The organism is Pseudomonas sp. A39, assembly GCF_058145955.1.
The window spans coordinates 13,357-27,141 of the sequence record NZ_JBYVMD010000023.1 but is presented as its reverse complement, the minus strand read 5'-3'; the positions used below and the strand labels follow the sequence as shown (position 1 = coordinate 27,141).

13 protein-coding genes are annotated in these 13,785 nt (G+C 61.9%); 10 read left to right on the top strand and 3 right to left on the bottom strand.

What is annotated here, in order from left to right:
• Positions 1–158 precede the first annotated feature (158 nt).
• On the bottom strand, positions 159–3,656 hold the full coding sequence (locus AC3ZU9_RS18165; protein ID WP_490091142.1) for a dermonecrotic toxin domain-containing protein: 3,498 nt from the start codon (positions 3,654–3,656) through the stop codon (positions 159–161).
• A 210-nt stretch (positions 3,657–3,866) separates the two neighbouring features.
• Here AC3ZU9_RS18165 and mdcA point away from each other — a divergent pair, with 210 nt between their 5' ends.
• The 9 genes from mdcA (at position 3,867) to madM (ending at position 10,996) form a co-directional block, all read left to right on the top strand.
• Positions 3,867–5,537 (top strand): malonate decarboxylase subunit alpha, encoded by a 1,671-nt coding sequence (gene mdcA / locus AC3ZU9_RS18160; protein ID WP_015886330.1) that lies wholly within the window; start codon positions 3,867–3,869, stop codon positions 5,535–5,537.
• On the top strand, positions 5,538–6,371 hold the full coding sequence (locus AC3ZU9_RS18155) for a triphosphoribosyl-dephospho-CoA synthase (protein ID WP_490091141.1): 834 nt from the start codon (positions 5,538–5,540) through the stop codon (positions 6,369–6,371).
• Entirely contained in the window at positions 6,371–6,670 is a 300-nt protein-coding gene (locus AC3ZU9_RS18150; protein ID WP_015886328.1) for a malonate decarboxylase subunit delta, read from the top strand. Before AC3ZU9_RS18155 ends, AC3ZU9_RS18150 begins: the two co-directional genes overlap by 1 nt.
• Entirely contained in the window at positions 6,663–7,505 is an 843-nt protein-coding gene (locus tag AC3ZU9_RS18145) for a biotin-independent malonate decarboxylase subunit beta (protein WP_046034952.1), read from the top strand. The genes AC3ZU9_RS18150 and AC3ZU9_RS18145 overlap by 8 nt, the downstream gene beginning before the upstream one ends.
• The gene (mdcE, locus tag AC3ZU9_RS18140; RefSeq protein WP_490091140.1) at positions 7,502–8,272 is read left to right on the top strand and encodes a biotin-independent malonate decarboxylase subunit gamma; all 771 of its coding nucleotides are present in this window, start codon (positions 7,502–7,504) and stop codon (positions 8,270–8,272) included. The genes AC3ZU9_RS18145 and mdcE overlap by 4 nt, the downstream gene beginning before the upstream one ends.
• Positions 8,266–8,862, top strand: a complete 597-nt coding sequence (locus AC3ZU9_RS18135) for a malonate decarboxylase holo-ACP synthase (protein WP_093542514.1) — start codon at positions 8,266–8,268, stop codon at positions 8,860–8,862. Before mdcE ends, AC3ZU9_RS18135 begins: the two co-directional genes overlap by 7 nt.
• Positions 8,859–9,758 carry a malonate decarboxylase subunit epsilon gene (mdcH, locus tag AC3ZU9_RS18130; RefSeq protein WP_490091139.1) on the top strand — a complete coding sequence of 300 codons (900 nt, stop codon included), beginning with the start codon at positions 8,859–8,861 and terminating at the stop codon, positions 9,756–9,758. The genes AC3ZU9_RS18135 and mdcH overlap by 4 nt, the downstream gene beginning before the upstream one ends.
• A 67-nt stretch (positions 9,759–9,825) precedes the next feature.
• On the top strand, positions 9,826–10,230 hold the full coding sequence (gene madL / locus AC3ZU9_RS18125; protein WP_015886323.1) for a malonate transporter subunit MadL: 405 nt from the start codon (positions 9,826–9,828) through the stop codon (positions 10,228–10,230).
• A gap of 1 nt (position 10,231) precedes the next feature.
• Entirely contained in the window at positions 10,232–10,996 is a 765-nt protein-coding gene (gene madM, locus AC3ZU9_RS18120; RefSeq protein ID WP_015886322.1) for a malonate transporter subunit MadM, read from the top strand.
• A gap of 122 nt (positions 10,997–11,118) precedes the next feature.
• Here madM and AC3ZU9_RS18115 read toward each other — a convergent pair whose 3' ends face one another.
• On the bottom strand, positions 11,119–12,039 hold the full coding sequence (locus AC3ZU9_RS18115; protein WP_015886321.1) for a LysR family transcriptional regulator: 921 nt from the start codon (positions 12,037–12,039) through the stop codon (positions 11,119–11,121).
• Positions 12,040–12,184: 145 nt separating this feature from the next.
• On the opposite strand from AC3ZU9_RS18115, the gene trhA reads away from it, so the two are divergent.
• Positions 12,185–12,802 (top strand): PAQR family membrane homeostasis protein TrhA, encoded by a 618-nt coding sequence (gene trhA, locus AC3ZU9_RS18110; RefSeq protein ID WP_102061871.1) that lies wholly within the window; start codon positions 12,185–12,187, stop codon positions 12,800–12,802.
• A gap of 39 nt (positions 12,803–12,841) precedes the next feature.
• Here trhA and AC3ZU9_RS18105 read toward each other — a convergent pair whose 3' ends face one another.
• Positions 12,842–13,744, bottom strand: a complete 903-nt coding sequence (locus AC3ZU9_RS18105; RefSeq protein ID WP_015886319.1) for a LysR family transcriptional regulator — start codon at positions 13,742–13,744, stop codon at positions 12,842–12,844.
• Between the last annotated feature and the right edge of the window lie 41 nt (positions 13,745–13,785).

Sequence of the window (13,785 nt, the reverse complement as noted above, 5' to 3'; positions counted from 1 at the left end):
GTCAGTTAAGGGCAAACACTGTACCTGTGGCGAGGGAGCAAGCTCCCTCGCCACAGGTTATTTTTTACCCTTTCTACGTCTTAACTGACTGGCATTAACCTATCGTTCCCTTTTTGGGGCTCATTGGCCGCCGCCATGCGTCTGTCTGCAAAGCGGGGTCAGGTTGTCAAAGGTGTTCTCCCATGCGAAATAATGCGCTGGGTCAAATCAGCGTTCGGTCCGCTTCGATAGGTCGTTGGTATGGAAAACGGTGTTTCCAGGTAAAAGATATGAGGGTTGTCAGGGCTTTGGATGAGGTTCAGTCCCGATGTATTCACTTCGTAGTGATACGTCATTTTATCCTGCCAATTGCCGAATTTACGCCGCCCGAAGATGGTCTCGGACAGCTGTTTGCTGGGCATATCGTCTGGCGCCAGGTCCGTAAAGTAGTGCCGGCCTTTTCCTCGGGGAAGGGGGTCACCCTTCAAATTGGTATCTGAAGGGCTAAAAGCGCGGTCGGCGTTGAACGTGGCATGGCGATCTTTCGCTACATATTTGTAGAAAACGGTTTTGCCTTTGACAGGCGGTTCCAGCTGCGCTTTTTCACCGGGGAAGGCCTCTGGCAGTCGGGGGCGTTTAGTGAGTGGTTGACCGTTTGGCGTGTGTCCTGAAGTCGAAACAGCGGGCTCCAGCGGGCGTTTTATTGGGGTGCCTGCTGGCAATCTGCTCGCTCGCCATTCACCGTTGGTGGCACGCACCAGGTTCTCCCTTCGTCGAAAGAACGTTGATCTCGTCGCAGGCTCATTGGGGTCCAGGATGGAAACCCTTCCGGACCGTGCATGAAAGCTTGAATCGATCAGGTACACCTTGCTGACCTCAGTCGCGTCGGTATAACGCACGTAGCAATTTTCGCCAACCTGATAGGTGCCATTCGCCTTCATCGGGACGCCTTTGATGACGTCGTCCGGAACGCTGAAAGCGCTCAGGTCCCGCTTTGGGGCTGGCGTGTCAATCACGGAAGGGCGTAGCGGTCTGGGTGGCGGCGTGTGGCTGGATGCTGGGCGTAAAGGCGCTGTGCGAACACTCGAGAGACGTGTCGGCGCCCCGGTACCATCGGCATACACCGCAGGCCCCAGGCCGGGACCCTTGATCAGCCGCCGCAGCGTTTTTCCGTTGGCACGCAGGGTCCTCAGGCCAGTCTTTGCCAATCGCGCTCCCGCCGAAAGGCCTTTGCCAACCACGGGCAACAGATCAAGCAGTGCAAAGCCCACTTCAACTCCGAACAGGACTTTGTTGATTGTCGATTGAGCCGCGACTTCCGCGCTGCTCACAGATTGGTGGTCCGCTTTGTCGATGAGCAACTGCACGTGCTGTTTGTACAGCTCATCCTGAACGTTACCTTCTATGGGCTGGAGTGTCGTGCCGGCGCCCGTCAGCTTGAGCACCTTGACGAGCAAATCAATGGCCTTGAAGGGGTTCGTCAGCTGGCCGGTTGCTTGCTGCTTGAGCGCATCATAGGCTTTGGCCACGTCATCTTTATTGACGGGTGATTTCCTGCTTGCGGTGTAGACCCGCCATTCGTTTTTCTCCAGCAAGGTATTCAGCGAATCCTGGTCTGCTACTTCACGAAACGACATGCCGTCGGGCGCACCCGGTGTGTACAGGACCAGCGCGTCATCCGTCTGATTGCCAATCACCATCACCCCCTGTACCGGTATCCCGCGCTGGATAAGGGCATTGGCGGTGATGGTTTTTCCATCGACCTGAGGCCGGTCGGCCGAGTCGGGATTGCCCAGCACGGCGGCAACCCATTGCGCGCTTCGCTGGGTGGTGGTGTCGAGCGTTGCTTTTGCCTTGTAAACATCCGGGTTGAGTTCTGCCAGAAGCGCATCCTTTTCCAGGCTATCGCTCAGGTTGGCTTTCCATGCTTTGCGAATCTCGCTCGCGGGCCCTGACTCGGTATCCGCGGCCAGCGTTTCCTTGAGCAGCTTGGTGTATTCGCCACCGACATCTGCGGTATTGACCAGCGTCTTAAGCTGCTCGGTGGTCCAGATGACCTGCTTGCCGCTAACGTCCAGGATAGGTTTGCCTTGGGAATCGGTGAGCGGCAACGTAAAGGTAGTTTCGGTGAAGTGACTGCTTTCAGCGGTCGGGAACTCGGTGGGGTTTTTCAGCGCCAGATCTGTCAGCGACACGTTGTGGGTTTTGATAAACGGCGTTTCATTGCTGCTGGGTCGACTGAGATTAATCCGGGTCTTCGTTGTAACCGTTACCTTTAACTGGTCTGCATCCAACCGCCCAGGCGGAGATAGCCTTTGGATGGCCGCCGTGATCCTGTCCCGGGCGAAGGATGCCAGGTCAGGGATCTTTTCCAGCAGGGACGCCAGCGTGCGCGTGCTTTGTTTTTCGGCATGCTCCAGGTGGTCGAACAGTGCTATTTGTTTCGGGCTCAGGTTTTTCAGCCACTGGGGTTGCAGCTTATCGGCCAGCTTGGCGTCGCGTGCTGACAGCGCATTGCTACCGTCGAGCAAGTACGACCAGTCGGCGGATTCCTCGAGAGCCTCCAACGCAGTCGGCTCTGTCAGCGGGTTGCCACCGGATTGCGTGAATGCCTGGGCAGCTTTTGCCTGGATTTCCTCTTGCTGACGCTTGAGCATCCAGGGTATCCCTTCGGCCAGGACATCCCCGGTCAGCGGTTCAGCGCTGAGCATCAGGTCATCCCCGGTGGGGGGAGCGTCACGGTTTTGCATGGCCAGTGGCATCTGTTGCAACAGCCGGTCGGCAGTGGCACCCCCTTGTTCAAGGCGATCGGCCAATGCCTGACGTGCCTGGGCGGGAGTGGTGAACTCCTCGAAACCTTCACCGGGTGTATACAACACCACGGGGCCATTGGCATCGTTGAGCGGGAGCACGCGGCCGTTCGGCCATGTGGGTTCTGTGGCCCAGGAATTATCGGTCTTGGTGATGAGAAAAGCGCCGGCCAGCAGCGCACCCCGTTCGGTGCCGTCATCGACGGTGATCGGGTAAACCCCAGGTCGGGCGCCGTTGGCGAAGGCATGCTCGCGTTCGGCCAGCGTGGGGTGTTGCAGCGCGGCATCAATCAGCTGTTTGCTGGCCGGGGTCAATGTGCCGTCGCTCACGCGCAGCGCCGCCAGGACCGACAGTTGTTGCTTGTGCAGGGTCAGTAGCTGGTTTTGCGGCGCCTCCAGAGTGCGCGGTTCTCTCTCCTTCGGACGGGGCGTGGTCCAGAACGCCTGCAGGCTCTTGGGGTATTGGGTGGCGATGTCCTTGGTGATGGCGTGCTGCGTCGTTTCGGCATTGAGCGGTCTGACGTCTGGAAAGGCTTGCTCAAGTTGCGTCTGCACAAAGGTTTTGAGGCTGGGTTGCTGGCTGTGTAGGCGTTGAATCTGGGCACTCAGACTTTCATGTTGACGGATGAGAAGTTCCTCGTCGCTGATATTGTGGCGTATTGCTAGATTGGGACGATCCACCGTGACCGGCGTTATGCCCGGTGATGTGGGCAAGTGATAGCCGTTGGGTAAATAGGTTGACGTGGGTGAAGCGAGGGCAGGCTGCTGTTGGGTAATAGTCTGTGCCGCAGAAGGGGTAACGGGCTGTGAGGGGGGCGGAGGCGATTCGGGGGGGCGGGTTTCCATCAATCGAGCAGTTTGGGTCATAAAGACATCTCGCAAGGTGATTGTGCAGTAATAACTACTTTCTTCGCATGTCGTTAGATGGGTGAATATTTGAGGCTGCCGGGTTCCCGTTGAAGTTTAAGAAAGTAAGCATCGTTACTCTCACCGTAACTGTTGCTCAACCAGCGTGATTGATCGTCCGGTTGGTCATCCCTAAGGTAGTCCCACGACAGCAAACCTCGTGGAGCGACCATGACAACAACAATTACCCCCGACTCGCGCTGGACGCGGCGGCGCGACGAGAAGCAGCGGCGGCTCGGGCTGGTCAAGAAATACGCAGACGGGGCGGTGTTGCCCAGTGACAGGATCGTCGAGGCGCTTGAGGCGCTGATCCTGCCCGGCGACCGTGTGGTGCTGGAGGGCAATAACCAGAAACAGGCAGATTTTCTCTCGCGTTCCCTTGCCAAAGCCGACCCGGCCAAGCTCCACGATTTGCACATGATCATGCCCAGTGTTGGCCGTTCCGAGCACCTGGACCTGTTTGAAAAAGGCATCGCGCGCAAGCTGGACTTCTCCTTCGCCGGCACCCAATCCCTGCGCATCAGCCAGTTGCTCGAAGACGGCCTGCTGGAAATCGGCGCGATCCACACCTACATCGAACTCTATGCGCGGCTGGTGGTGGACCTGATCCCCAACGTGGTGCTCTCCGCCGGTTTCATGGCCGACCGCGCCGGCAATATCTACACCGGCGCCAGCACCGAAGACACGCCGGCGCTGATCGAGCCTGCCGCTTTCAGCGATGGCATCGTGATCGTGCAGGTCAACCAGTTGGTGGACGACGTCACCGATTTACCCCGTGTCGACATCCCCGCCAGTTGGGTGGATTTCGTGGTGGTGGCCGACAAGCCGTTCTACATCGAGCCGTTGTTCACCCGCGACCCACGCCACATCAAGCCGGTGCATGTGCTGATGGCGATGATGGCGATCCGTGGCATCTACGAAAAACACAATGTGCAGTCGCTCAACCACGGCATCGGCTTCAACACCGCCGCCATCGAGCTGATCCTGCCCACCTACGGCGAATCCCTCGGTCTCAAGGGCAAAATTTGCCGCAACTGGACCCTCAACCCGCACCCCACGTTGATCCCCGCGATTGAAAGTGGCTGGGTGCAAAGCGTGCACTGCTTCGGCACCGAGCTGGGCATGGAGAACTACATCGCCGCGAGGCCGGATGTGTTCTTCACCGGCCGCGACGGCTCGATGCGCTCCAACCGGATGTTCTGCCAGCTCGCCGGCCAATACGCGGTGGACCTGTTTATCGGTGCCACCCTGCAGGTCGACGGCGACGGCCATTCCTCCACCGTGACCCGTGGCCGACTCGCCGGTTTTGGCGGCGCACCGAACATGGGGCATGACCCACGCGGTCGCCGCCACGGCACGCCGGCCTGGCTGGATATGCGCCACGACGATGCGCCCGAAGCCTTGTTGGAACGCGGTAAGAAACTCGTGGTGCAAATGGTCGAGACCTTCCAGGAAGGCGGCAAACCCACCTTTGTCGACACCCTCGACGCCGTCGAAGTCGCGCGCAAAAGCGGCATGCCGCTGGCACCGATCATGATCTACGGCGATGACGTCACCCACTTGCTCACCGAAGAGGGCATCGCCTACCTGTACAAGGCGCGCTCCCTCGAAGAGCGCCAGGCGATGATCGCCGCTGTCGCAGGCGTCACGGCCATCGGCATGCGCCACAACCCTAAAGACACCGCGCGCATGCGCCGCGAAGGCCTGATCGCCTTGCCCGAAGACTTGGGCATCCGCCGCACCGACGCCACCCGCGAGCTGTTGGCCGCCAAGAGCGTGGCCGACCTGGTGGAATGGTCCGGTGGCCTGTACAACCCGCCCGCCAAATTCAGGAGCTGGTAAATGCGCGCCCTCAAACTGCATGAACTCAGCCTCGCGGATCGCCTGGCGGATAGGGCTGTCGATGCGCTGATCGATGAAGCGGACCTGTCGCCCAAACCCGCCTTGGTGGACCGGCGTGGCAACGGCGCCCACAGCGATTTGCACCTGGGCCTGATGCACGCCTCGGCGTTGTCGCTGTGGCCGATGTTCAAGGAAATGGCCGAGGCCGCGATTGAACACGGTGAAGTCGGCTTGCCCCTGCGTGAAGCGCTCGGGCGTATTGGCCGAGAAGGTGAGCAAGCGATGCTCATCACCACCCACGGCGTGAACACCCATCGCGGCGCGATCTGGGCCCTTGGCTTGTTGACGGCGGCTGCCGCGTTGGAACCACGCGCCGTCACGCTGACGGCAGCCAAACTGGCCTTGCTCAACGACCGCTACGCCCCGCAGCCCATGAGCCACGGTGCCCAGGTCGCCCAACGTTATGGCGCACGCGGCGCCCGTGAAGAAGCGCAACTGGGCTTCCCGTCGGTGGTGCAACGCGGCTTGCCGCAACTGCACAGAAGCCGACAACAAAACGCTGGCGAACAGAACGCCCGCCTGGACGCCTTGCTCGCGATCATGACGGACCTGGCAGACACCTGCGTGCTCTACCGCGCCGGCACCGAAGGCCTCCAAGCCATGCAACACGGCGCCCAGGCCGTGCTGGATGCCGGCGGCAGCGCAACCTTGGACGGTCGCCGCCAGTTGCACGCGCTGGACCTCCAACTGCTGGCCCTGAATGCCTCCCCGGGCGGCGCCGCCGACCTGTTGGCCGCCTGCCTGTTTATCGACCGCCTCGACGGAGCGTTGTGATGGAAACCTTATCCTTTGAATTCCCCGCCGGGCAGCCGCCAAAAGGCCGTGCGTTGGTGGGTTGCGTCGGCTCGGGCGACCTGGAAGTGCTGCTGGAACCGGGCACGCCTGGCACCCTGACCATTCAGGTACAGACTTCGGTGAATGGCGCCGAACAGCGCTGGCAGCACCTGTTCGAACGCATCTTCCAAGAGCAAACCCCACCGGCCTTGAACATTGATATCCACGACTTCGGCGCCACCCCCGGCGTGGTGCGCTTGCGCCTGGAGCAGGGTTTCGAGGAGATCGGCCATGACTGACTTACTCGCCAAACACAGCTTCGTTGAACTGGGCGCTCGGCAGCGCGCCAAGGCCTTGCTGGACGCGGGCTCTTACCGCGAATTGATCGACCCGTTCCAGCGCGTCATGTCACCGTGGCTCAGCCGCCAAGGCGTGGTGCCGCAGGCCGATGACGGCGTGGTGATTGCCAAGGGCAGCATCGACGGAAAACCTGTGGTCATTGCCGCCATCGAAGGCAACTTCCAGGGCGGCAGCCTTGGCGAAGTGGGCGGCGCGAAAATCGCCGGCGCCTTGGAGCTGGCAGCCGAAGATAACCGCAAAGGCATCCCGACTCGCGCGGTGTTGCTGCTGGAAACCGGTGGCGTGCGCCTGCAGGAAGCCAACCTCGGCCTGGCCGCCATCGCGGATATCCACGCGGCGATTGTCGACCTGCGCCAGTACCAGCCGGTGATCGGCGTGGTGGCCGGCAGCGTCGGTTGTTTTGGCGGCATGTCCATCGCCGCCGGGTTGTGCAGTTACCTGGTGGTCACGCGCGAAGCCCGCCTGGGCCTGAATGGCCCGCAAGTCATCGAACAGGAGGCCGGCCTGGAGGAGTACGACTCCCGCGACCGGCCTTTCATCTGGAGCCTTACGGGCGGTGAGCAACGTTTCAACAGTGGCCTGGCCGACCGTTATGTGGCGGACGATGTGGCCGAGATTCAACAGACCGTCAGCGCATTGCTGCAACAAGGCCTGCCCACCCAACAACGCAGCCGCCAGCCCGCGTACTACCTGGCGCGCCTGGCCGAACTGGATGCCACGGCGCAGATCGACCCGGCGACGGTGCGCGAGCTGTATCAAGGAGAACGCTCATGAGAGGTTTGCAGTGGTTCGACGCGCTGAGCGCGGGTGCGACGTCTGTCGAGGGGTTGCCGAACTCCCTGAAAGTGGCCGACGGCCTGTTGGGCGAGCACGCCGTGCGCTTTATTGCCGTGGTCACTGACGCGCAAAACCGCTTCCCGCGTGCGCGTCATGGCGAAGTCGGCTTGCTCGAAGGCTGGGGCTTGGCCAAAGCGGTGGATGAAGCCATCGCCCGAGGCGACAAACGCCCGATCATCGCCATCGTCGACGTGCCCAGCCAAGCCTATGGCCGTCGCGAAGAAGCCCTCGGCATCCACCAGGCCCTGGCCGCCGCCGCCGACAGTTACGCCCGCGCTCGCCTCGCCGGGCACCCGGTGATTGCGCTGTTGGTGGGCAAGGCCATGTCCGGCGCCTTCCTCGCCCACGGCTACCAGGCCAACCGCCTGATCGCCCTGCGCGACCCCGGCGTGATGGTGCACGCCATGGGCAAGGCTTCGGCCGCGCGTGTAACGTTGCGCAGTGTTGAAGAACTGGAAGCCCTGGCCGCCAGCGTGCCGCCCATGGCCTATGACATCGACAGTTATGCCAGCCTCGGTTTGCTCTGGGAGACCTTGTCGGTCAGCCAGATCGAACAGCCCACGGCGGACGACGTGGCGCGGGTCAGCGATTGCCTGGTGCATGCAATCAAGGATATCGGCAGCACCGACTTGAGCGGGCGCCTCGGTGCAACCCATCGCGCAGCCTCCAGCCACGTACGCCAGTTGCTGCGGGAGCAATGGTGAACGCCCACGATTTGCTCTGGGGCATGACCCCGGCGCATCTGCCTGCCGAGGCTCCGGCCTGGGCGGTGGAAGCGATCAGCGCCGGACACCCGGTGGTGGTGCGTCGCGCCATCGCCGCACCGGGCTACGTGGCGGTCGGCGTGCGCGGGCGCCTGCGGGAGCAGCGTTTCGCCGCCGAGATGCCCATGGCAGCGGTGCAGCGGCGCGTGATACCCGAAGCGTTGCGCGGTGTGATCTCGCCACGGGATTTGCCGGCGTTGCGAGCGCTCGCAGCCCTGCGGCGGGTGCTGACGCAGGAGACCTGGGGCGTCACGGGCAGCGCGGGTTTCGAATTGGCCAGCGGGATCGAAGCGCTGCATGCTCAGAGCGACTTGGATTTAATTCTGCGCACACCCGAGCCTTTGGCTCGAGGTGATGCAAACGACCTGCTGGCGATCCTGGAGACGGCGGCGTGCGCCGTGGACCTGCAACTGCAGACTCCATTTGGCGCCGTTGCCTTGCGCGAATGGGCGAGTGGCTCACGCCGCGTGCTGCTTAAAACCGCCAGCGGCGCGCACTTGGTGCTTGATCCTTGGCAGGCCGTGGCATGAGCAGCCTTCTGGTGTTCCCGGGGCAGGGCGCCCAACGGCCGGGCATGCTCCAGGCGTTGCCGGCCGAGGTGTTGGAGCAGGCCAGCGATGCGCTGGGTGAAGATGTTCGTGCATTGGATTCAACTGAGGCCCTGGCGAATACCCGCGCGGTACAACTCTGCCTGTTGATCGTCGGCGTGGCCCACGCCCGCCTGCTGCAACACGCCCCGGATTACGTCGCGGGCCTGTCCATCGGTGCCTACCCGGCGGCGGTGGTCGCCGGTGCTTTGGACTTCAACGATGCCATCAAACTCGTCAGCCTGCGCGGTGAGCTGATGCAAAACGCTTATCCACAGGGCTACGGCATGACCGCGCTGATTGGCCCTGAGTTATCCACCGTCGAAAGCGCGCTGGCCGACATACACAGTGCTGAAACCCCGGTGTACCTGGCCAATATCAATGCCGACAACCAGACCGTCATCGCCGGCAGCAACGCGGCCATGCAGCGTGTCGCCGACCGCATCAAAGGCAACGGCATCGCCAAGCGCCTGGCTGTCAGCGTGCCGTCGCATTGCGCGTTGCTGGAAGCGCCTGCCCAGGCCCTGGCGCGCGCCTTCGTGCCGCTCAAGGCACCGCGCATCACCTACCTGAGCAGCACCCGCGCGCGGCCGATCCATCACCCCGAGCAATTGCGCGATGACCTGGCGTTCAACATGTGCCGCGTCGTCGACTGGCGCGGCACCGTGCAAAGCGCCTATGAGCGCGGTGTGCGCCTGCAAATCGAACTGCCTCCGGGCGCGGTGCTCACCGGCCTGTCACGCCGGGTGTTTGAACAGGGCACGGTGATTGCCTGCGAAGGCGCACGCCTGGATACCTTGCAGGCCCTGCTGCAAGAGGAGGAACGCCGCCACCGATAAAGCACCACCCAAGGCTTTCGAAGCACAAAAACAACAATTTCGATCGAGCACTTTGAGGACAACAACAATGATTATTTACGGTGTGGCACTGCTGGCGATCTGCACGCTTGCGGGTGTGATCATGGGCGACATGCTCGGTGTGTTGCTGGGTGTCAAATCCAACGTGGGCGGGGTGGGGATCGCGATGATCCTGCTGATCTGCGCCCGCTTGTGGATGCAAAAACGCGGCGGCATGACCAAGGATTGCGAAATGGGCGTCGGCTTCTGGGGCGCCATGTACATCCCCGTGGTCGTGGCAATGGCCGCGCAACAAAACGTCGTGACGGCCCTGCACGGCGGCCCGGTGGCGGTGCTCGCCGCGATTGGTTCGGTGGTGGTCTGTGGTTGCACCATCGCCCTGATCAGTCGCACTCACAAGGGTGAGCCGTTACCCGATGAAGAGCCGCTGATCGCGCCAGTGGGAGGTCGCTGATATGTGGGATCTCATTGAAAAAGGCTTGGAACATAACGGTCTGATCACCGCGTTTGCCTTCGTTGGCGTGGTCATGTGGATTTCCGTGGTGCTGTCCAAGCGCCTGACGTTTGGGCGCATTCATGGCTCGGCGATTGCCATCGTCATCGGTCTGGTCCTGGCCTGGGTCGGCGGCACCGTTACGGGCGGCCAGAAAGGCCTGGCTGACCTGGCGCTGTTCTCCGGCATCGGCCTGATGGGCGGCGCGATGCTGCGCGACTTTGCCATCGTCGCCACGGCGTTTGAAGTGCAAGCCACCGAAGCCCGCAAGGCCGGAATGATTGGCGTGATCGCGCTGCTGTTGGGCACGATCTTGCCGTTTATCGTCGGCGCGAGCATGGCCTGGGTGTTCGGTTATCGCGATGCCGTCAGCATGACCACCATCGGCGCGGGTGCCGTGACTTACATCGTCGGCCCGGTGACCGGTGCGGCCATTGGCGCGACCTCGGATGTGATGGCGCTGTCGATTGCCACCGGGTTGATCAAGGCGATTCTGGTGATGGTCGGCACGCCGGTCGCGGCGCGTTGGATGGGGTTGGATAACCCGCGTTCGGCGATGGTGTTTGGTGGCTTGGCCGGTACGGTGAGTGGGGTGACGGCGGGGCTGGCGGCGACGGATCGGCGGTTGGTGCCGTATGGTGCGCTGACGGCGACGTTCCACACCGGGCTGGGCTGCCTGCTTGGGCCTTCGCTGCTCTATTTCATTGTGCGTGGTCTGGTCGGTTAGCTTTCGCGGTGCCTCGCGTGGCGCCATCGGGGGCAAGCCCCCTCCCACATTTGATGGCATTTCAAATGTAGGCTTGGAATCGTACCCAGTGTGGGAGGGGGCTTGCCCCCGATAGCGGTGTGTCAGGCCGGCACCTGGCGGTTGGCATACATCCGACACTCTGCCAGCAACGCCAGCAGGTTTGGATCCCTTTCTTTGGCCTTCAAAAACACCACCCCAATATGCTGCTGCAACCGATACCTGGGTTGCAGCGGTATCAACTTCACCCGGTTCTCATACACCGCCGCAATCCTCCCCGGCAACAGCGCGTAACCCACCCCCGAACTGACCATGCTCAGCAGCGTAAAGATGTCATTCACCTGCATCGCCACCTTAGGCTCGAACCCCGCTTGCTTGAACACGCGATTGCCATCCTGGTGCGTGGCGAAGCCTTGGGTGAGGGTGATGAAGGTCGCGTCGCGCACGTCGGCGAGGTCGATTTCGTGTTCGCGGTCGAAGGGCGAGTCGGCCGGGGTGGCGAGGAAGATGTCGTCGGAAAACAGCGCGATCTGCTCGCAATCGGGGTCGTTGGCGTGTTCGTCCAGGGAGATGAGGATCGCGTCCACTTCCATGTTCTTGAGCTTGTAGAGCAGGTCGAAGTTGGAGCCCAGGATCAGGTCGATATTGAGTTCGCTGCGGCGGATCTTCAGGCCCATGATCAGTTGCGGCACGGTCTTCACGGTCAGCGAATACAGTGAGCCCAGTTTGAAGCGCTCGGCGGAGAACCCGGCGGCTTCACGGGTGAGGCGTACGCTGTCGACCACGTCGGCCACCAGTTTCTGCGCGCGCTCTTCCAATACGTAAGCGCTTTCCAGCGGCGTGAGGTTGCGCCCCTCGTGCTTGAACAGCGGGCAGCGCAGGGCGTTTTCCAGGGAGTGGATGGCGCGGTGCACACTGACGTTGCTGGTCTGCAGCTCGGCGGCGGCGCGGGCCAGGTTGCCTGTGCGCATGAACGCCAGGAAGATTTCCAGTTTCTTGAGGGTGAATTCTTCGTCGATCAGCATGGCCATGGGCTCTTGTTCGAATGCGGTCGATTGTGCCCGCAAAACCGTCTGGCGTCCTCGGAACGTCATATCCTGCTTGCACTCTTATGCGCAAGGCTGGACGCTTGCCAGCCAGTGTTTAACGGTTACAGGAGGTCAGTGACAGATGTATCACGGGGAACGGTTCAACGCCTGGAGCCATTTGCTCGGTGCAGTCGCGGCGTGTATTGGCGCCGTGTGGATGTTGGTGGTGGCGAGCCTGGATGGCAGCCCCTGGAAGATCGTCAGCGTGGCGATTTATGGCTTTACGCTGATGGTGCTGTACAGCGCGTCGACGGTTTACCACAGCGTGCAGGGGCGGCGAAAAGCGATCATGCAGAAGGTCGATCACTTTTCGATCTACCTGTTGATCGCCGGCAGTTACACGCCGTTTTGCCTGGTGACGTTACGCGGGCCATGGGGCTGGACGTTGTTCGGGATTGTGTGGGGGCTGGCGGTGATCGGCATCCTGCAGGAGATCAAGCCGCGCTCCGAGGCGCGCATCCTGTCGATCGTGATCTACGCGGTGATGGGTTGGATCGTGCTGGTGGCGGTCAAGCCGCTGATCGCCGCACTGGGCATGGCGGGGTTTGTATGGCTCGCATCGGGTGGGGTGTTGTACACCGTCGGCATCATCTTTTTTGCCCTGGAGGACCGCCTGCGGCATTCCCATGGGATCTGGCATTTGTTTGTGATTGGCGGGAGCCTGCTGCACTTTGTGGCGATCATGCATTACGTGCTTTAGCCCTGTGGGAGCGGGCCACATTAGATCATCGGTATTCTGTTAGAGCCGCTCCAATAACGCCCGGGCACGGTGGCCGAAGATCTCCAGCAGATTAGCCAGCATATGCGGCGGCGGTTCATCGGCGCGGGTCAGGGCGTACAGCGTGATCGGCAGCGGCGGGGTGAGCGTGCGGATGCAGGTGGTGGCGGTCGAAGCACCCAGGGCGGTGAAGGGGTCGATCACCGTGAGGCCGGCGCCGGATTCCACCATCGCACGGGCCAGCGAGTAGGTTTGCACCGAGATCGTCACCCTTGGCGGCGGGTCGACGTGTTCCAGGTAACTGTCGAGTTTAGCCGCCAGCGGGTCGGCGCTGGAAAGACCTATCAGCGGCGTACCCGCCAGGTCAGCCAGGGGCAGTGGGCTGCTCAGCTCGGCATCAGACCAATAGCCTTTGGACGCCAATGCCACCAACACGCCGTTGGCCAGCACTTGCGTGGTCAGCCCTGGATGACCAGAGAAGTTGAGCGTCAGCGCCAGGTCAATCTCACGCATCAGCAGCTTCTGTACCAGTTCGCGGCTGTGGTCGCTGGACAATTCACAGGCCATGTCCGGGTAATCGCGCTTCCACTCAAGAATAGCTGGCGGCAGCAGCGACAGGGCCAGCGCCGGGATCGCGCCGATGCGCACACTGTGGCCCGGTGCACGGCGCAGGCTCTTGGCCAGGCGGCGTACGCCTTGCAGGCTTTCGGTGACTTTCTCCACTTCGCTTTCCAGCGCCAGGGCTTCCGGCGTGGGCTGCAACTTGCCGCGTACGCGCAGAAACAGCGGGAAGCCCAGCTGCAATTCGGCGTGCTGCAACACCTTGGTCACCGCTGGTTGCGACACATGCAGCAGTTGTGCGGCGGCGCTGACGGAGCCGGTCTGGCGAATGGCCTGGAAAATTTCGATATGACGCAAGCGCATGGCAAGTCCATAACCTTTGTTTATAGGTGACCCATCTTTAT